At 60.6% G+C, this 17,893-nt stretch carries 13 protein-coding genes; 9 read left to right on the top strand and 4 right to left on the bottom strand.

Features of this window, described 5'->3' with window-relative positions; all coding sequences use genetic code 11:
• Window positions 1-39: 39 nt before the first annotated feature.
• The 3 genes from GPL81_RS04555 to GPL81_RS04545 are packed head-to-tail and all read right to left on the bottom strand — an operon-like array spanning window position 40 to window position 3,732.
• Entirely contained in the window at window positions 40-495 is a 456-nt protein-coding gene (locus GPL81_RS04555) for a YiiD C-terminal domain-containing protein (protein ID WP_160105361.1), read from the bottom strand.
• Between the two features lie 37 nt (window positions 496-532).
• Entirely contained in the window at window positions 533-1,927 is a 1,395-nt protein-coding gene (locus tag GPL81_RS04550; RefSeq protein ID WP_160105360.1) for a sigma-54-dependent transcriptional regulator, read from the bottom strand.
• The gene (locus GPL81_RS04545) at window positions 1,924-3,732 is read right to left on the bottom strand and encodes a sensor histidine kinase (protein ID WP_160105359.1); all 1,809 of its coding nucleotides are present in this window, start codon (window positions 3,730-3,732) and stop codon (window positions 1,924-1,926) included. The genes GPL81_RS04550 and GPL81_RS04545 overlap by 4 nt, the downstream gene beginning before the upstream one ends.
• Window positions 3,733-3,911: 179 nt before the next feature.
• Here GPL81_RS04545 and GPL81_RS04540 point away from each other — a divergent pair, with 179 nt between their 5' ends.
• The 4 genes from GPL81_RS04540 to GPL81_RS04525 all read left to right on the top strand — a co-directional run bounded on the left by GPL81_RS04540 (window position 3,912) and on the right by GPL81_RS04525 (window position 9,538).
• A complete protein-coding gene (locus GPL81_RS04540; protein WP_160105358.1) occupies window positions 3,912-6,824 on the top strand; it encodes an aminotransferase in 2,913 nt (970 codons plus the stop codon).
• Between the two features lie 265 nt (window positions 6,825-7,089).
• Window positions 7,090-7,968, top strand: a complete 879-nt coding sequence (gene aguB / locus GPL81_RS04535) for an N-carbamoylputrescine amidase (RefSeq protein ID WP_096513895.1) — start codon at window positions 7,090-7,092, stop codon at window positions 7,966-7,968.
• 5 nt (window positions 7,969-7,973) lie between these two features.
• Window positions 7,974-9,080, top strand: coding sequence for an agmatine deiminase (aguA, locus tag GPL81_RS04530; protein ID WP_160105357.1), 1,107 nt, complete (start codon window positions 7,974-7,976; stop codon window positions 9,078-9,080).
• Window positions 9,081-9,325: 245 nt separating this feature from the next.
• A complete protein-coding gene (locus tag GPL81_RS04525; protein WP_096513893.1) occupies window positions 9,326-9,538 on the top strand; it encodes a hypothetical protein in 213 nt (70 codons plus the stop codon).
• A 182-nt stretch (window positions 9,539-9,720) separates the two neighbouring features.
• Here GPL81_RS04525 and GPL81_RS04520 read toward each other — a convergent pair whose 3' ends face one another.
• Window positions 9,721-11,814, bottom strand: coding sequence for a TonB-dependent receptor (locus GPL81_RS04520; protein ID WP_160105356.1), 2,094 nt, complete (start codon window positions 11,812-11,814; stop codon window positions 9,721-9,723).
• A gap of 252 nt (window positions 11,815-12,066) precedes the next feature.
• Here GPL81_RS04520 and GPL81_RS04515 point away from each other — a divergent pair, with 252 nt between their 5' ends.
• The 5 genes from GPL81_RS04515 (at window position 12,067) to pdxA (ending at window position 17,879) form a co-directional block, all read left to right on the top strand.
• Window positions 12,067-12,738, top strand: coding sequence for a DsbA family protein (locus tag GPL81_RS04515; RefSeq protein WP_160105355.1), 672 nt, complete (start codon window positions 12,067-12,069; stop codon window positions 12,736-12,738).
• Between the two features lie 260 nt (window positions 12,739-12,998).
• Window positions 12,999-14,285: an OprD family porin gene (locus GPL81_RS04510; protein ID WP_160105354.1), complete on the top strand. Its 1,287-nt coding sequence runs from the start codon at window positions 12,999-13,001 to the stop codon at window positions 14,283-14,285.
• Window positions 14,286-14,581: 296 nt separating this feature from the next.
• On the top strand, window positions 14,582-15,595 hold the full coding sequence (locus tag GPL81_RS04505; RefSeq protein ID WP_096513889.1) for a 2-keto-3-deoxygluconate permease: 1,014 nt from the start codon (window positions 14,582-14,584) through the stop codon (window positions 15,593-15,595).
• Window positions 15,592-16,872, top strand: coding sequence for a four-carbon acid sugar kinase family protein (locus GPL81_RS04500; protein ID WP_160105353.1), 1,281 nt, complete (start codon window positions 15,592-15,594; stop codon window positions 16,870-16,872). Before GPL81_RS04505 ends, GPL81_RS04500 begins: the two co-directional genes overlap by 4 nt.
• A 5-nt stretch (window positions 16,873-16,877) precedes the next feature.
• Window positions 16,878-17,879, top strand: a complete 1,002-nt coding sequence (gene pdxA, locus GPL81_RS04495) for a 4-hydroxythreonine-4-phosphate dehydrogenase PdxA (protein ID WP_160105352.1) — start codon at window positions 16,878-16,880, stop codon at window positions 17,877-17,879.
• Window positions 17,880-17,893 lie beyond the last annotated feature (14 nt).

Genomic DNA, 17,893 nt, shown 5'->3' with positions numbered 1-17,893 from the left:
ATAAATCCCCTCGCCACAGGTTTTTTGGGGTTCTGATGTCTAGCGGTGCAGGACGTACTGCCCGATAAACTTCACCGCATCCTCATCGCTGCCTGCATTCACCACTCGTGTATGCAGGCTCAAGCGAGCACGGCCGTAACGCTGGTACATGGCCAGGAATTTCTTCCACACCTGCACGCTCGGTGCCTGGCAAAGGGCGTGTGCATCGCCCGTCACCGGCAGCGGATAGTGGATCTGCCCTTCCTGAATCACGATGTGCCCGTCCGTGATGCCTTCTTCTTTCAGGCGCAAATGCAGCCAGCCCCAACCGGCCAACACCGCACCGCAATACAGGCTGCCGCCGAACATGGTGCTCTTGTGGTTGACGTTGGCCTCCAGCGGCAAGTGCAGGCGTAGTTGCTGATCGTGCCAGTCGAGCACTTTGAGGCCCATGTCCCGGGTGAGGGGGATGTCGTGGTGGAGGACGGATTCCAGTTGACGACTGTCGCGGCTCATTCAGCGGCCTCTTGTGTGGTGGATGATTGACGTTAGCTTAATCGAGTTCGTCAGTGTGGCTGGCGGCACCGCTGTCGGCGAAGCTCAGCCCGTGTTTGCGTAATTTGTCGTGCAAGGTCTTGCGTGGAATGCCCAGGGCTTCGGCGACGCTGCGCACCGAGCTGTGAGAGCGTGCCAGTTCGGCGGCAATCAGGGTTTTTTCGAAGTTTTCCACTTGCTCGCTTAGTCCGCCGCTGACCATTTCCACCGAGGTGCCGACGGCACTTTGCGCCTCACTGTTATCCAGCGCCAGCTCCAGGCCGAGGGCAAAGCGTTCGGCGGCGTTTTGCAGTTCGCGCACGTTGCCGGGCCAGGTGTGGCGCAGCAGCAGGGCACGTTGGCCCGGTTGCAATTCATGGGGTGGCAAGCCGTGGCGGGCGCTGGCCTCATCGGCAAAATGCTGGAACAGCACCAGCGCATCTTCACCACGCTCACGCAGCGGTGGAATGCGCAGTGGCGCCACGTTCAGCCGGTAGTACAAGTCGGCGCGGAAACGCCCCTGATCAGCGGCCTGGCGCAGGTCTTCCTTTGTCGCGGCGATGATGCGGATGTCCAGCGGGATCAACTGATTGCCCCCCAGGCGTTCGACCACCCGCTCTTGCAGCAAACGCAGCAGTTTCACCTGCACGTCCAGGCTCATGCTTTCGATTTCATCGAGGAACAGCGTGCCGCCGTTGGCGAATTCGAACTTGCCGATGCGTCGCTTCTGCGCGCCCGTGAAGGCGCCCGGCTCATGGCCGAACAGCTCGCTCTCGACCACTGACTCGGCCAGCGCCCCGGCGTTGATCGCCACGAACGGGCCGTTACGGCGGCTCGACAAATCATGCAGCGCCCGCGCCACCACTTCTTTGCCGGCGCCGGTTTCACCGAGAATCAGCACATCGGCCTTGGTCGCCGCCAAGGCACCGATTTGTTCGCGCAGGCGCAGCATTGATGGCGATTGTCCGACCAGACGGGCGCTCAACTCATTGCGATCACTCAGGGCCAGACGCAGGCTGCGGTTATCCAGCACCAGTCGGCGCAAGGCCAGGGCGCGACGGACGCTGTCGAGCAGGGCGTCGCTGGCGAAGGGTTTTTCCAGAAAGTCATAGGCGCCCGCGCGCATGGCTTGCACCGCCAGCGGCACGTCGCCGTGACCGGTGATCAGCAACACCGGCAGATCCGGGTCTTGAGCGTGGAGTTCCGTCAGAAGTTCGAGACCGTCCATGCCGGGCATGCGAATGTCACTGACCACCACTCCTGGCCAATCACGTTCCAGTTGCGCGGCGAGGCCCTTGGCCTCGGCCAACGGCAGAATTTTCAAGCCAGCCAGATCGAGGGTCTGCCCCAGGGCCTGACGCAAGTGGGGATCGTCGTCGATCAACACAACCTGGATGCGATTGTCGATGGTCATGCACTTCGGTCCTCGGACGGTTGCAGGCTCACGCCCGGCGCGCCTGCGCGCAGTTTCAGGGTAATCAGGGCGCCGCCCTCCTTGTGGTTGGCGAACGACAGTTCACCGCCGAAGGCGCGCATCAGGGTCTCGCAGATCGCCAACCCCAGGCCAAGCCCTTGAGTGCGGGTCTTGGTGGTGTAGAAAGGCTCGCTGGCGCGGCCAAGGGCCTCCATGCAGAAGCCGGGACCATTGTCGCGAATGTACAGGTTGACGCCATCGGCGCTGGCCTGGGCACTCAGCCAGAGTTTACGCGGCGGGCCTTTTTCGGTCAGGGCGTCCAGGGCGTTGGCCAGCAGGTTGCCGAGCACCTGGCGCAGTCGGGTTTCCCCGGCCTCGACCCACAAGGTCGCGGCGGGCAAATCACGGATCAGCTCGACTTCCATGCTGCGCCGCCGCTTGGCCAGCAAGGCCAGGGCGTCGTCCAGCGCCGGTTGCAGGGCGACGCTTTCGGGAGCATGGCGATCGCGCCGGGCAAAGGCCCGCAAATGGGCGATGATTGAGGCCATGCGCCCGGTCAGTTCGCTGATCAGCTTCAGATTGCCGCGGGCATCGTCGGTGCGCTGATGGTCGAGCAACACTTCCGCGTTTTCTGCGTAGCTGCGGATGGCGGCCAGTGGCTGGTTGAGTTCGTGGCTGATGCTCGCCGACATCGTCCCCAGTGCCGACAGTTTACCGGCCTGCACCAGATCATCCTGGGCGCGCACCAGCTCTTGCTGGGCCTGCTCGCGCTCCAGCACTTCTTGTTTGAGGCGACGGTTGAGGCCTTCCAGGTCGCTGGTGCGCTCGGCGACCCGGCCTTCCAGCTCGCGCCGGGCCTTGGCCTCGAAGGCGATCCGTTCCAGGTAGTGACGGCGGCGCTGCATCATCAGACCCAGCAACAGCATCACCACCAACAGTGTCGCGCCACCGACGGCGACCACGGTGCGCACCGGGCGGTCGATCAAGGTGCGTGGGGCGAGGATGCTGACGTTCCAGCCGGTTTCCGCAATCTGCTGGGTCTGGGTCAGCCAGGCATTGGGATTGAGCTTCAACGGCTTCGGTTCGCGGGTTGGATAGGGCTGGATCGCGCTGATAGCCCTTCCCTCTTCTTCACTGAGCGGGCGGGTCGAGCGGAAGCGCCATTCAGGTCGCGAGGTCAGGATCACCACGCCGTTGTGATCGGTCAGCAGCAGTTGTTCAGGGGTTTTGCCCCAGAGGCTTTCGGTGTGGTCCAGGTCGACTTTGACCACCAGCACGCCTTTGACTTTTTCGCCGTCACGCACGGCAGCGGCGAAGAAGTAACCACGTTTGGCGGATGTGGTGCCGAGTCCGAAAAACCGTCCTAGCCGTCCGGCCATGGCTTCGCTGAAATACGGCCTGAACGAAAAATTGCGTCCGACGAAACTGTCGTGCTTGTCCCAGTTGGACGCCGCCAGCGTCTTGCCCGTGGTGTCCATCAGGTAAATGACTTCAGCGCCCGTCTGGGTGCTGATGTTTTTCAACAGGCGATTGGCATTGCCCTGGGTCACGCCATCGTCCGGTGCGCCAAGCACGGCGCGCAGGGCCGGGAGGTCGCCGAGGATTTGCGGCAACACTTCATAACGATGCAGGGTCCCCAGCAGGTTGGCGACATACAGGTCGAGGGTCTGACGGTTCTGCCCGGCCAGTTCGCTGCGGTAATAGCGCTCGGCCAGATGCTCCAGCGGCCACAGCAACGGTGCCAGGCACAGCGCGAGCAGGGCCAGGCTGCGCCAGCGGGGTCTGCGGGGGAGGGTCGGGGTCATGAGCATCGAGCGCCTGTGGGTACGGGCACATTATGCCTAGGCTTGTGGGCGCAGTCTGCGAACCGTTGATACGCCCCGGTTGTTCATCAGGCGGGTGAACGGGGGGTTGCGTATCGACTCGCGCAGTGGCGATATAGGCGCCTAATAAATTTAACACCTTCATAGAAGAGGTCCGTTCCATGCCGCTCGCCACGTTGATTCATCGCGCCAGTTTGCCCAGCCCGCAAGTCTCTGCGGAGCAAGCGCTTGAGCTGTTGCAGGAGCATTACGGGCTTGGCGGCAGGTTGCAGGCCCTGGGCAGCCAACAGGATCTGAATTATCGCGTCGACAGCGATCAGGGCCGTTTCGTCCTGAAAATCTGCCGGGGCGATTATTCGGCGCTGGAGTTGCAGGCCCAACATGCCGGGCTCAAGCACTTGAGCGAACACCCGCAAGTGCATGTGCCGCGAGTGATTCCCGCGAAAAACGGTGCGGACCTGCTGTCCCTGGACGTCGGCGGTCAAGCGGTGCACGTGCGCCTGCTGGATTACATCGAAGGCCAGTCCCTGACGCACCTCGATCATTTCACCCGCACAGTGGTGGCCGGTTTCGGTCGCTTGTGTGGCGAAATGGATCTCGCACTGGAGGCATTCGATCACCCGGGGCTGGTGCGCACGCTGCAGTGGGACGCGCGCCATGCCCAGGCACTGATCGCGCATCTGCTGCCGGTCATCCAGGATGACACCCAGCGCAAACTGATCGCTGAAGCGGCGGAGCAAGCCGAGCGTCACTTGCAGCCCTTGGAAGACAAGTTGCCGATCCAGGCCATCCACATGGACATCACCGACGATAACGTGGTGTGGCAGCGCGATTCAGAGCGCCAATGGCAGTTGCAGGGCGTGATCGATTTCGGCGACCTGGTCCGTACCTGGCGTATCACCGATCTGTCGGTGACGTGCGCGGCCTTGCTGCACCACGCCGATGGCGATCCATTCTGCATTTTGCCGGCGGTGCAGGCGTATCACGCGGTCAATCCCTTGCAGCATGAAGAATTGCTGGCGCTGTGGCCGCTGATCGTCGCCCGTGCGGCGGTGTTGGTGCTTAGCGGTGAACAGCAGGTCAGCATCGATCCGGGCAACGCGTATAGCCGTGACAACCTGACCCACGAGTGGGAGATTTTCCGCGTGGCGACCTCGGTGCCATTGGCGTTGATGGAGGCCGCGATTCTGGAATCGGTCGGCCAGCACCTGCCGGGCATTTCCAGCGAAGGTTTTGCACCGTTGCTGCCGAGCCTGGTGGGGCGTGAGTTTGCCTTGATCGACCTCGGCGTGCTGAGCCCGCACTTCGAGGCCGGTAACTGGGAACAGGAGGGTATCGATCAGCGGCTGCTGGACGAAGCCGCCGCAGCTCACGGTCTGGCGGCCAGCCGCTACGGGCAATACCGTTTGTCCCAAACCCGCCCGGACAGCGCGGCCGAGCCAGACACCTGCCCGTTGCACGTCGAATTGCGCGTGCCGCTTGGCACGACGGTCGAGGTACCGTTTGCCGGGGTGTTGCACCAGCCGTTGCCGGGTGTGCTGCAACTGGATGGCCCGCAACTGAGCGTGCGTCTCTGGGGCGTGATGCCATCGCTGCATGTCGGCGCTGCACTGGTCAAAGGCCAGGTGCTGGGCTCGGTCGGCGGACCGCTGATCGTGCAACTGTGCCGGGGCGGGTCGTTCACCGCGCCGTTGTTTTGCACACCGACCCACGCGCCAGCCTGGCAAGCGTTGTGCCCATCGCCGGCAGCGCTGCTGGGTTTGGCTTGCGATGCTGAACAGGAACTCGATTCGACAACGTTGCTGGCCCGTCGCGACGCCAGTTTCGCCCGTACGCAAAAACACTATTACGTCGATCCGCCGCGCATCGAACGGGGCTGGCGCAACCATCTGATCGACATGCAAGGCCGCTCGTACCTCGACATGCTCAACAACGTCGCGGTGCTCGGCCACGGTCATCCGCGCATGGCTGCGGTCGCCAGCCGGCAGTGGTCGTTGCTCAACACCAACTCACGGTTCAACTACGCCGCCGTGGCCGAATTTTCCGAGCGGTTGCTGAAGCTGGCGCCGGATTCCATGGACCGTGTATTCCTGGTCAACAGCGGCAGCGAGGCCAACGACTTGGCGATCCGCCTGGCCTGGGCCTACAGCGGCGGGCGCGACATCATCAGCGTGCTCGAGGCCTATCACGGCTGGACCGTGGGCGCCGATGCGGTGTCGACCTCGATTGCCGACAACCCCAGGGCGTTGGAAAGCCGCCCGGACTGGGTGCATCCCGTCACCGCGCCGAACACCTATCGTGGCGAATTCCGTGGCCCGGACAGTGCACCGGACTACGTGCGCAGCGTTGAGCACAACCTGGCGAAAATCGCCGAACAAAAACGCCAACTGGCTGGTTTCATCTGCGAGCCGGTGTACGGCAATGCCGGCGGTATCTCGCTGCCAGCGGGTTACCTGAAAGAGGTTTATGCCAAGGTGCGCGCCCAGGGTGGCGTGTGCATCGCCGATGAAGTACAGGTCGGTTACGGGCGCATGGGTCATTTCTTCTGGGGTTTCGAAGAGCAGGGCGTGGTGCCGGACATCATCACCATGGCCAAGGGCATGGGCAATGGCCAGCCACTGGGCGCGGTGATCACCCGCCGGGAAATCGCCGAAGCGCTGGAGGCCGAGGGTTATTTCTTCTCGTCGGCCGGTGGCAGCCCGGTCAGTTGCCAGGTCGGCATGGCGGTGCTGGATGTGATGGAAGAAGAAAAACTCTGGGAAAACGCCCAGGTCGTTGGCGGGTATTTCAAGGAGCGCCTCGAAGCGTTGATCGATATTCATCCGCTGGTGGGGGCGGTGCATGGTTCGGGTTTCTATCTGGGGGTGGAGTTGATCCGCAACCGCGAAACCCTGGAGCCGGCCACCGAGGAAACAACTGCACTGTGCAATCGCTTGCGGGACCTGGGCATCTTCATGCAACCGACCGGCGATTACCTGAATGTGCTCAAGATCAAGCCGCCGATGGTGACGTCGCGCCGGAGCGTGGATTTCTTTGTGGACATGCTTTCGAAGGTGCTCGCGGAAGACCTGTAAACACGGGTCCCTTGTAGGAGCGAGCCTGCTCGCGATGGCGGTCTTTCAGTCAAAATTTCTGTGACTGATACGACCTCATCGCGAGCAGGCTCGCTCCCACAGGGACGGGGGTGTTAATTCGATTGTTATCGGCTTTAAGTGCGTAATTTAAGACGGAAGGTAAATTGATTGCTTTAAAAGCCGATATTTATCGGCTATAAAGTCGCCAATGCTTGGGCGTGGATGAGCCATGCCCGACCGTCAAGCACTTGCCCGGAGATGATCCATGAGCCGTATCGTTACCGTTGCCGCCACCCAGATGGCCTGTTCCTGGGACCTTGAAGGCAACATCGAGGTCGCTGAAAGACTGGTCCGTGAAGCCGCCGCCAAAGGCGCGCAGATCATCCTGATCCAGGAACTGTTCGAGGCGCCGTACTTTTGCCAGAAGCCGAACCCGGATTACCTGCAACTGGCCACGACGGTAGAAAACAACGTCGCCATCAAGCACTTCCAGAAAGTCGCAAAAGAACTGCAAGTGGTGCTGCCGATCAGCTTCTACGAACTGGCGGGCCGTGCACGTTTCAACAGCATTGCGATCATCGACGCCGACGGCAGCAACCTCGGGATTTATCGGAAAAGCCACATCCCGGATGGCCCTGGCTACCACGAGAAGTACTACTTCAACCCGGGCGATACCGGTTTCAAGGTATGGAACACCCGTTACGCGAAAATCGGTGTGGGCATCTGCTGGGACCAGTGGTTCCCGGAAGCCGCGCGCAGCATGGCGTTGCAAGGCGCGGAAATCCTGTTCTACCCGACCGCCATCGGCAGCGAGCCCCACGACAAGACCATTTCGTCCCGTGATCACTGGCAACGCGTGCAACAAGGGCACGCCGGCGCTAACCTGATGCCGCTGATCGCCAGTAACCGCATCGGCAACGAAGAACAAGACGGCTACGACATTACCTTTTATGGTTCGTCGTTCATCGCCAACCAGTTCGGCGAGAAGGTGCAGGAACTCAACGAAACCGAAGAAGGCATCCTGGTTCACACCTTCGACCTCGACCAACTGGAACACATCCGCAGCGCGTGGGGCTCGTTCCGCGACCGTCGTCCGAACCTGTACGGCGCGCTGAAAACCCTCGACGGAACCCTGGAGTCCTGATCGACATGACCACTTTGAATAGCACCCCTCGCGCCGACGGTTTTTACATGCCGGCCGAGTGGGCACCCCAGACCCAGACCTGGATGATCTGGCCAGAGCGCCCGGACAACTGGCGCCTGGGCGGCAAACCGGCGCAAGCCGCGCATGTGGCGGTGGCCAAGGCCATTGCCCGTTTCGAACCAGTCACTGTGGCGGTTTCTGCCGGCCAGTACGAAAACGCCCGTGCCCGCCTGGACGTGCCGAATATCCGCGTGGTGGAAATGTCCAGCGACGACGCCTGGGTCAGGGACACCGGCCCGACGTTCGTCATCAATAACAGCGGCGAAGTCCGTGGCGTGAACTGGGAGTTCAATTCCTGGGGCGGCTTCGACGGTGGCCTGTACTCGCCGTGGAACCGCGACTCGCAGGTGGGCGGCAAGATCCTCGAGATCGAACGCAGCCAACGTTATCGTACCGAGGGCTTCGTGCTCGAAGGCGGCTCGATCCACGTCGATGGCGAAGGCACGCTGATCACCACCGAAGAATGCCTGCTCAACCGCAATCGCAATCCGCACCTGAACCGTGCGGAAATCGAAGCGGTGCTGAAGGACAATCTGGCTGTGGATAAAATCATCTGGCTGCCGGACGGTTTGTTCAACGACGAAACCGACGGTCATGTGGATAACTTCTGTTGCTACGTGCGTCCGGGTGAAGTGCTGCTGGCGTGGACCGACGACCCGCAGGACCCGAACTACCCGCGCTGCCAGGCGGCGATGAAAGTGCTGCAAGGCAGCACCGACGCCAAGGGGCGCCCGTTCACGGTGCACAAAATGCCGATTCCGGGGCCGCTGTACGCGACCGAGGAAGAGTGCGCCGGTGTCGATCCGGTGGATGGCACCCAGGAGCGTAATCCGTCGGTGCGCCTGGCCGGTTCCTACGTGAACTTCCTGATCGTCAACGGCGGCATCATTGCCCCAAGTTTCGACGATCCACTGGATGGTCCCGCCAAGGAGATCCTGCAGGCGTTGTTCCCGCAGCACGAAGTGGTGATGGTGCCCGGCCGCGAACTGTTACTGGGTGGCGGCAACATTCACTGCCTTACCCAACAGCAACCAGCGCCGCACAAAGAGTGAGTGAGCTCGTAACAGCTTGAGTTGATTGCGAAATCATTCAGGCAAACGTTTTCACTGGTTTCCTCGCACAGAGCCCGCAGCCCTACAGGACTGCGGGCTTTTTTGTATCCGCTGGTCGACAGTTCAGCCAGGTTGGCATAGCTCTTGTATCGCTCAAGCTGCAAAACAGGGAGGGGGAGAACTTAGTCGTTCTGTCATAAACCTTGGATAAGTTAGCCGCTCACAAACCAGGAGAGAGCGCTGAAATGAACGCCGAAGTGAATGTTGTGAGCGAGCGGGCGTTGCATCCCCTGGCAGTCAATGGCGAATCGCTCCAGATCCTGGCGCACTGGTTCAAGTCCAATGGAACGCGTCAGATCAGCGAGACTGATCCGCGCCGGACGATGATCGAGCGCTACCCCGCTGGTTTATTCAGCGAAGCGGAGCTGGATGCGTTGTGGGATGTGATGGAAGGATAAGAAGAAAAACAACGGATTGATCAACAAAAGCGCTGCCAGGATGGCAGCGCTTTTTTTATGGGACACCGCCCCCCTGTAGGAGCTGGCTTGCCAGCGAAGAGGCCATCACCTTCAACACAGATGCTGGATGAAAAACCGCCTTCGCTGGCAAGCCAGTTCCTACAGGGCGGCAGGCTTGGTGTTTAGAAGCTGTAGGTTCCTGTCACCACCACGCTCCGTGGTTCACCCGGCTGGATCTGCGCCGCACTGGTGGCCGACGAATAGTAGGTTTTGTCGCTGATGTTGTTCAGCGCCGCACGCAAATCCCAATCCTTCTGTCGGAATCCGGCCAGGGCGTCCCAACGGCCATATCCTGGCAACACGGTAGTGTTGAGGTTATCGGCATAACGGTCACCCACCAGGGTCAAACCGGTCTCGGCGTACCAGCCCATTTCCGGTTTCCAGGTCAGGAACAGGCTGCCGTTGTGCTTGGCCACGTTACTGATGCGCTTGCCTTCAAAGCCATTGTTGTCCTTTTCGACCGTTGCATCCTGTACGCCCACACCGCCGCGCACATACCAGTTGCCAGTGATCTTGCCGCTGGCGGTCAGCTCGATCCCGCGGGAACGTTGCTGGCCGGTGAGCAAGGTGACGGTGGGGTTGTTCGGATCGCTGGTGCGGCGGTTGTAGAGTTCCAGTTCGTAGATCGCCAGCGTGGTACTCAGGCGATCGTCCAGCCAGTCACTCTTCACGCCGATTTCTTTCTGCTTGGTCAGTTCGGGGCTCAGGTCGTTGGTGTTACCGGCTGCGCCCGGAGTAATGCCGATCAAGCCACCGCCGACCGGCGAGAACGTCTTCGACCAGGAGGCGTAGAAGGAATGATTCTGTAGCGGCGTCCAGACCAGTCCTACACGTGGACTGGTGCTATGGCTGTCACGGTCTTCGGAAATGTCTCGCAGCTTGTTGGTCGACTCGATGTCGAAGGTGTCGTAACGCAAACCGGCGAGCAGTTGCCATTGATCGTTCAGTTGCAGCTGATCCTGCACATACACTGCACGGCTTTCGACTTCAGTGTGGGAGCTGCTGCTGACCTGCATGCGCCCAGTGTGGCGTAAGTCGCGGTTGGGGTTATTCAGGTCCAGCGACGGTACGGGGGAGCTGCCCGGCCCGGACGTAGCGGCGGTGTACAAGGTCGGATCGCGCCGCTGGCTGCCGATTTCGATCCCGGTCAGTAGGCGATGTTCCAGGCTGAAGGTATCGAAACCGCCTTCCAGCTCAACGTTGTTGTAGATGTTGCGGGTGCTCAGGTCCTGTTGCCAGTGCTGACGCGTGACCTGGTTGGTTGCCGGGATGTACCCGGTGAGATAGGTGTTGTCGAAATCACTGTTGAGCTTGAATACACCGAGGGTCTGACGCAGTTGCCAGTTGTCGCTGAGCTCATAAGTGAGTTTCGAGCGCAGGGATTGCGACTTGTCGTCGATGAAATCGTGTTCGCTTCCGTAGGTCGTATCGCGCCCCACGTCCGCCGGTCGTCCGTTTACCCCGGGGATACCGCGATCCGGCGTACGGTTGTAACGGCTGTATTCGTACTGCACCAGCCAGTTCAGGTCAGGGGTCAATTGCCAGCTCATCGACGGCGCGAACAATTGGCGATTGCCGCTCACGCCATCGCGGAAGCTGTTTTGATCCATGTTGCCCATGTTCAGGCGCAGGCTGATGTTCTCGGAGGGATCGGTACTGAGGTCGGCATACAGGCTGCGCAGATCGTCGCTGCCACCCTGGGCTTCGATTGTCGAACGGCGACCGAACTCCGGCAACTTGCTCACCCGATTGACGATGCCGCCCTGGCTACCACGGCCATACAACACCGCAGCCGGGCCCTTGAGCACGTCGATGCGTTCAATGTTGTGCAAATCGCGTACGTACTGGCTGTCGTCGCGGATGCCGTCGAGGTAGAAATCGTTGCTGGCGTCGAAGCCGCGGATACGCAGGCTGTCGAAGCGGGTGTCGGCGCCGCTGCTGACGTTGGGAATGCCACTCAATGCAGTGCCCAGATCGTTGGTGCCGTAATCGACCACGTTCGCGGTTTTGATCGAATCGATGGCTTGGGGAACGTAGCGCACCGGCGTGTTGGTGCGGGTTGCGGTGTTGGTTTCTTGCACACGCGGATCATCCGCCTCAGCTTCAGCGCTGATGGCCGTGGCGGGTAATGTGGTAGGCGTAGCGCAAGCGAAACCGGCAGACAGGACAGCAGAAAGCCCAAGTGTGACGGGCGTGAGGCGCAAGGGGGCAGGCATTTAAAAACGCATCCGAGAGGGTGGGAAATTCAAGGTCGCGAATGGTAATGCTTTGCATTTACTTCGGTTAATTATTCTTGAAAAGTTCCCTCGATTGATTGTTTCTAATTGTGTCGAGTTTGTTACAGGAGATTATTCCAGCCTCATTCGTCCGATTCACGGAACAGACTGAGAACCATTGCGGCGTTTTTCTGAAGCGAGCACAGGACTACTCTGCCGGCATCCCGTTACCTGATCCTGCCGGAGCTTTCCATGATCCTTCATTACATCTACGACCCGTTGTGCGGCTGGTGCTACGGCGCAGAACCGCTGGTTCAGGCCGCTCAAGCGGTATTGCCAGTGGTCGCCCATGGCGGTGGCATGATGAGTGGCACCAATCGGCAAATCGTTTCGGCGCAACTGCGCGATTACGTCATGCCCCACGACCGACGCATTGCCGAATACACCGGCCAGCCATTTGGCGTGGCGTACTTCGAAGGATTGCTGCGCGATCACACGGCGGTATTTGATTCGACACCGCCCATTGCTGCCGTGTTGGCCGCCGAGCAAATGGCCGGACGCGGGCTGGAATTGCTGGGGCGTTTGCAGGCGGCCCACTATGTGGAAGGTCGGCGCATCGCTGACGAAGCGGTCTTGTTTGAACTCGCCCACGGCATCGGCCTGCAACCTCAGGCCTTCGAAGTTGCTTACAACGCCGTCGACACTGAGGCGCATATCAAGGACAGCCGAGCACTCCTGGGCAAAGTGGGCGGGCAGGGTTTCCCGACCTTTGCCCTGGAGCATGATGGTCAATTCACTTTGATCGACATCGGCCCATGGCTCGGCAAGCCGCAAGATTTTGCGGCGTGGTTAAGTCAGTCGTTGCCTGCTCAAACCTCATCCGCTTCCGCGCAAATGTGTGGGCTCACCGGCTGCGCCAATTGACTATTCCTGCCACGTAAAGTGTTTTCTTAGACGTTTTTCGCCTGATTACAGACGATTCATGAAATTGACACATCATTAAGGGCGCGGCTACGATTCGCGCCAACGCCTGTGGCAGACCGCCATGACCCAAAAATTATAAAAAGGCCCGCCGCGAGTGATCGTGGGCGGGCCTTTTTGATTGCGGAGTGAAAAAAGAGCGCGATAGTGCCATTTCAGTCGTTCGACACAGCGCGTTTCAACTTCGTAATAAGGAAAACAAAATGTTGAACAAGCGAATCAGCCTGATCGCTCTGGGGATTTTGAGCGCTTCACAGGCCATGGCTAACGACCAGGCCGAATCCAAGGGATTTGTCGAAGACAGCAGCCTCAAAGTGCTGCTGCGCAACGCCTACATGAACCGTGACTTCAAAGACGGCAACGCCGATAAGTCCGAGTGGGGCCAAGCGGCCATCGGTACATTCTCGTCCGGCTTCACCCAAGGCACCATCGGGGTGGGCGTCGATGCCTTTGGCCTATACGCACTCAATCTGGAGCGCAACGAGAGTCGCAGCGGCGCGCAAGGGATCGACTTTTTTAAAAGAGGTGATAGCGGCGAACCGGCTGATGACCTGTCCAAAGGTGGCGCAGCAGTCAAATTCCGTCTGTCCAGCACCACGCTGACCTACGGCGACCAGATGCCGGCCCTGCCGGTGCTGAGCTACGACAACGGGCGTCTGCTGCCGGAAAGCTACACCGGTACCCTGATCACCTCCAAGGAGATCAAAGGCCTGGAGCTGAACGCCGGTCGCTTCACCGCCGAATCGCGTAAAAGCGCCGAAGGCCGAGACAGCGGTGGCCTGAAGTCGATCAACGTGTTGGGCGGCAGCTACCAGTTCACCGAACAGTTCAAGGCTGCCCTGTACGCGTCCGACGTCGAAGACGTGCTGAACAAGCAATACGTGAACGCCAACTACGTGTTCCCGCTGGCCAAGGATCAGTCCCTGACCCTGGACTTCAACGGCTACCGCACCAAGCTGGACGATGCCTATGTTCGCGAAGTCGGGGCGACCGGCGACGACAACAAAATCTGGAGCCTGGCAGCCATCTACGCCTTGGGAGCGCACTCGTTCACCCTCGGCTACCAGCGCAGCACAGGCGACAGCAACCTGGGCTACCCGTACGGCGGCTACCAGAAAGACCAGAACCGCGTCGGCGACGGTGGCAACACCATTTACCTGGCCAACTCCTACTGGTCCGACTTCAACGCCGAAGACGAACGCAGCTGGCAACTGGGCTACGGCCTGGACTTCAGCACCTTCGGTGTTCCGGGGCTGAGCTACAACTTCGCCTATGTACGCGGTGACAACATCACAACCTCCACCAGCGATGGTGGCACCGAGCGCGAAATCTTCAACCAGTTCAAATACGTCGTACAAAGCGGCCCGGCCAAAGACCTGAGCGTGAAACTGCGCAGCTCGATCCTGCGTGTGTCGCAGAAGTCGAGCGAGTACAACGTCGGTGGTAACGAAGTGCGTGTGTTTGTGGATTACCCGATCAACATTTTCTGATGATCGGTTGTGGTGTTGAGGCCTGATTCAAAGGCTGAGAAAGAAGAAGCCCCGACTGGTTCGGGGCTTTTTTTGCGTGTTGCAAGGCTCTGGCCCGCGCCGCGGGAGGGACTTGAGTCAGCTGATTGAACGAGTCTTCCATCCAAAATGATTGAATTGATCATCTGGAATGATTGATTTGCGCAAATAGAAGCGATGACCTAAGATAAATTTGACTGAGCCAATCATGATTTGATCGGTTCAGTCAGTTTCGAGGTGATGCACGTCTTGCCAAACAATTATAAAAGGAGACCCTCGTGGCCCAGATCCCAATCAAGCGCACCATTGAACGCATCCCCGGCGGCATGATGATCGTGCCTCTGCTCATCGGTTCGCTGGTGGCAACCTTCCTGCCCGACACCCCCAAATTTTTCGGTTCATTCACCAATGCGCTGTTCACCGGTGCACTGCCCATTCTGGCGGTGTTCTATGTGTGCATGGGCGCGAGCATCAACATCAAATCCACGCCTTACCTGCTGAAAAAAGGCGGTACGCTGCTGGCGACCAAAGTCGGCATCGCCGTGCTCATCGGCATTGTGCTTGGGCACTTTTTGGGTGAGCAGCCGATTTCCTCGGGGCTCTTCGCCGGCGTCTCTACATTGGCAGTGGTCGCGGCGATGAACGACACCAACGGCGGCTTGTACATGGCGTTGATGGGGCAATACGGTCGTTCCGAAGACGTCGGTGCGTACTCGGTGATGTCGCTGGAGTCAGGCCCTTTTCTGACCATGGTGACTCTCGGCATCGCCGGTTTGTCGGCCTTCCCTTGGCCAACGCTGGTCGGCAGCATCTTGCCGCTTGCTCTCGGCATGTTGCTGGGTAACCTCGACCGTGACATGCGCGACTTCCTGGCCAAAGCCGTGCCAGTGATGATCCCGTTCTTCGCCTTGGCCCTCGGTGCGAGCCTGGATCTGCATAACGTCTGGCAGGCCGGTTTGCTGGGTCTGGGCATGGGTGTGGCGGTTGTCGTGCTGACCGGTATCCCGTTGTTCTTCGCCGATCGGTTGACTGGCGGCACTGGCGTCGCCGGTGTTGCGGCGGCCACCACCGCCGGGAATGCCGCCGCCGTGCCTGCGCTGATTGCGGCGGCCAATCCGGTGTATGCCGAGGCTGCCAAGAGCGCGACCATATTGGTCGCAGCGTGCGTTGTGGTAACCGCCATCCTCGCCCCGGTGCTCACGGCAGCAGTCGCCAAACGCGTGCAACAGCGCAACCCTGTCGTCATACCCGAGCCGAGTATCGAACCGCAAAAGCGGGAAGCCTTGCGATGAGTATTCTGATCATCGCAGACGATCTGTCCGGCGCGGCGGATTGCGCCATCGGCTTTGCCAGCGCCGGGTTGCAGACCGTGGTGACGCTCGACGCCTTGAGTGACCAGCCTGATGCGCAGGTGATTGCCGCCGATACCGACACGCGACGCCTGTCTCCCGAACAGGCCGCCGAGCGTACCGTCGCGGCGTTCAAGGCCCTGCATAAACCCGGGCAGCGGCTGTACAAGAAAATCGATTCGACCTTGCGCGGTAATTGGGCAGCCGAAGTCGCCGCCCTGCAACCGTTGGCAGGTCTGGCCATTGTCGCCCCGGCGTTTCCTGCTACCGGGCGCACATTGCGCGGTGGCCGGGTATTTGTGAACGGCCAGCCGCTGGAATCCACCGATACCTGGAAGCTGGAAAACGCCGATCGTCCTGCGGATGTGGAGTCCATGCTCGTCGCCGCCGGCCTGAGCACGGCCAAGCTCGACCTCGACACCTTGCGCGGCAACCTGGATGCACTCGTGCATCATTTTGCTGAACTCGCCCGCAGTGGGACGCAGGCAGTGATTGTCGACGCGCAAACCGAAGACGATTTGCTGACCCTGGCGCGGCTGACCGCGACGCTGGACCAGGCGCTGTTCTGGATCGGCTCGGGCGGCCTGGCCCGCGAAATCGCGCGGCTGTCCGACTTTTTCGACACGCCAGCCCCGCGTGTCGAAACCACCGACAGCGAAAGCAGTCAGGCGCCGATTCTCGTGTTGGTTGGCAGTCTCTCCGGTGTCTGCGAACGTCAATGCACGGTACTTAAAGAGCAGGGTGGGCTGAGCGAATTGATCGTTCCGCCCGCGGTTCTGCGCCAAGGCATCAGCCATCAAGACTGGGCGACCTGGCAGGCACGTATCGGCGAACAGCTCGACGGCTGGAGCGACCTGCTGCTGCGCATTGGCCGCGATGAGGCGTTCGATCCGCATGAAGGTGCGCACCTCTCGACAATGTTGGCCGCGCTGGTCGAACCGCACTTCGTCAAGGTCGGCGGCTTGATCGCCACGGGCGGTGAAACAGCGCGGGCCATTTTGACCACGGTCGGCATCGACAGCCTGCAACTGCTGACGGAAGTCGAAGCCGGGGTGGCCTTCGGTCGACCCTCCGCCTCCCGCCATGGCTATCGCCCGGCAATCATTACCAAGGCAGGCGCGTTCGGCACCGACCGCGCCTTGTATGCGGCATGGCAACACCTGAGCGAAACCAACGATCGCTCCCAGCCCAAACGCCCACGAATCCAGGGACTCGAATGAACACTATGAGCAACTACCTCCCCATCATTGGCATCACCATGGGCGACGCTTCGGGTGTCGGTCCGGAAATCATCGTCAAGAGCCTGACCCACGACATCGTCTACCAACAATGCCGGCCACTGGTAATCGGCGATGCGCGACGCCTGGAACAAGCCAATGTGATCGTCGGTGGCAGCGCCAAAGTGCGCCGTATCGAAGATGCCTCCCAAGCGCTTTACGAGGCCGGCATCATCGATTGCATCGACCTCGATCTGATCCCCGACGACCTGCCGTTCGGCGAGCTGTCGCCCATTGCCGGTGACGCCGCTTATCAATACATCGCCCGCGCCGTACAGCTGGCCGAGGCCAAGCAGATCGATGCGATCTGCACTGCGCCGCTGAACAAGGAAGCACTGCACGCCGGCGGCCACAAATACCCCGGCCACACCGAAATGCTCGCGCACCTGACCCACGTCGACGAAGTGTCGATGATGCTGGTGGCGCCGCAGCTGCGGGTGATTCACGTCACGACCCATATCGGCATCATCGACGCGATCCGCAAGATCGAGCCGGGCCTGGTCCAGCGCACCATCGAACGCGGCAACGCCACGTTGATCAAGGCAGGCATCGCCCGCCCGCGGATTGGCGTGTGCGGGATCAACCCGCATGCCGGTGAAAACGGCCTGTTCGGTTATGGCGAAGAGGAAGAAAAAATCATCCCGGCGGTGAAACTGTTGCAGGAGCGCGGCCTCGATGTGACCGGGCCATTGCCGGCCGACACACTGTTCTTCCGCGCCGGTCGCGGCGACTTCGATCTGGTGGTGGCGATGTATCACGACCAGGGTCACGGCCCGGTCAAAGTGCTGGGCCTCGAAGCCGGGGTGAACGTGACCGTCGGCCTGGAAGTGATCCGCACTTCGGTCGATCACGGCACCGCTTTCGATATCGCCGGCAAGGGCATCGCCGATGAGCGCAGCTTGCTCGAAGCATTGCGCCAGGGCGCGGAACTGGCCACGCGACGGGGATGAGGTGCAGCGGCGCT

Origin of the sequence: Pseudomonas izuensis, from assembly GCF_009861505.1 — a bacterium.
In the GTDB taxonomy this organism is placed as follows: domain Bacteria; phylum Pseudomonadota; class Gammaproteobacteria; order Pseudomonadales; family Pseudomonadaceae; genus Aquipseudomonas; species Aquipseudomonas izuensis.
This window is presented reverse-complemented; position numbering and strand designations above follow the sequence as displayed.

What these genes read in the sequence shown, in the direction of transcription:
- aguA (WP_160105357.1), top strand. Translation starts at nt 7,974, where the DNA reads ATGACCACTTTGAATAGCACCCCTCGCGCCGACGGTTTTTACATGCCG.
- GPL81_RS04525 (WP_096513893.1), top strand. Translation starts at nt 9,326, where the DNA reads ATGAACGCCGAAGTGAATGTTGTGAGCGAGCGGGCGTTGCATCCCCTG.
- aguB (WP_096513895.1), top strand. Translation starts at nt 7,090, where the DNA reads ATGAGCCGTATCGTTACCGTTGCCGCCACCCAGATGGCCTGTTCCTGG.
- GPL81_RS04545 (WP_160105359.1), bottom strand. Translation starts at nt 3,732, where the DNA reads ATGACCCCGACCCTCCCCCGCAGACCCCGCTGGCGCAGCCTGGCCCTG.
- GPL81_RS04550 (WP_160105360.1), bottom strand. Translation starts at nt 1,927, where the DNA reads ATGACCATCGACAATCGCATCCAGGTTGTGTTGATCGACGACGATCCC.
- GPL81_RS04515 (WP_160105355.1), top strand. Translation starts at nt 12,067, where the DNA reads ATGATCCTTCATTACATCTACGACCCGTTGTGCGGCTGGTGCTACGGC.
- GPL81_RS04500 (WP_160105353.1), top strand. Translation starts at nt 15,592, where the DNA reads ATGAGTATTCTGATCATCGCAGACGATCTGTCCGGCGCGGCGGATTGC.
- GPL81_RS04540 (WP_160105358.1), top strand. Translation starts at nt 3,912, where the DNA reads ATGCCGCTCGCCACGTTGATTCATCGCGCCAGTTTGCCCAGCCCGCAA.
- GPL81_RS04555 (WP_160105361.1), bottom strand. Translation starts at nt 495, where the DNA reads ATGAGCCGCGACAGTCGTCAACTGGAATCCGTCCTCCACCACGACATC.
- GPL81_RS04510 (WP_160105354.1), top strand. Translation starts at nt 12,999, where the DNA reads ATGTTGAACAAGCGAATCAGCCTGATCGCTCTGGGGATTTTGAGCGCT.
- pdxA (WP_160105352.1), top strand. Translation starts at nt 16,878, where the DNA reads ATGAGCAACTACCTCCCCATCATTGGCATCACCATGGGCGACGCTTCG.
- GPL81_RS04520 (WP_160105356.1), bottom strand. Translation starts at nt 11,814, where the DNA reads ATGCCTGCCCCCTTGCGCCTCACGCCCGTCACACTTGGGCTTTCTGCT.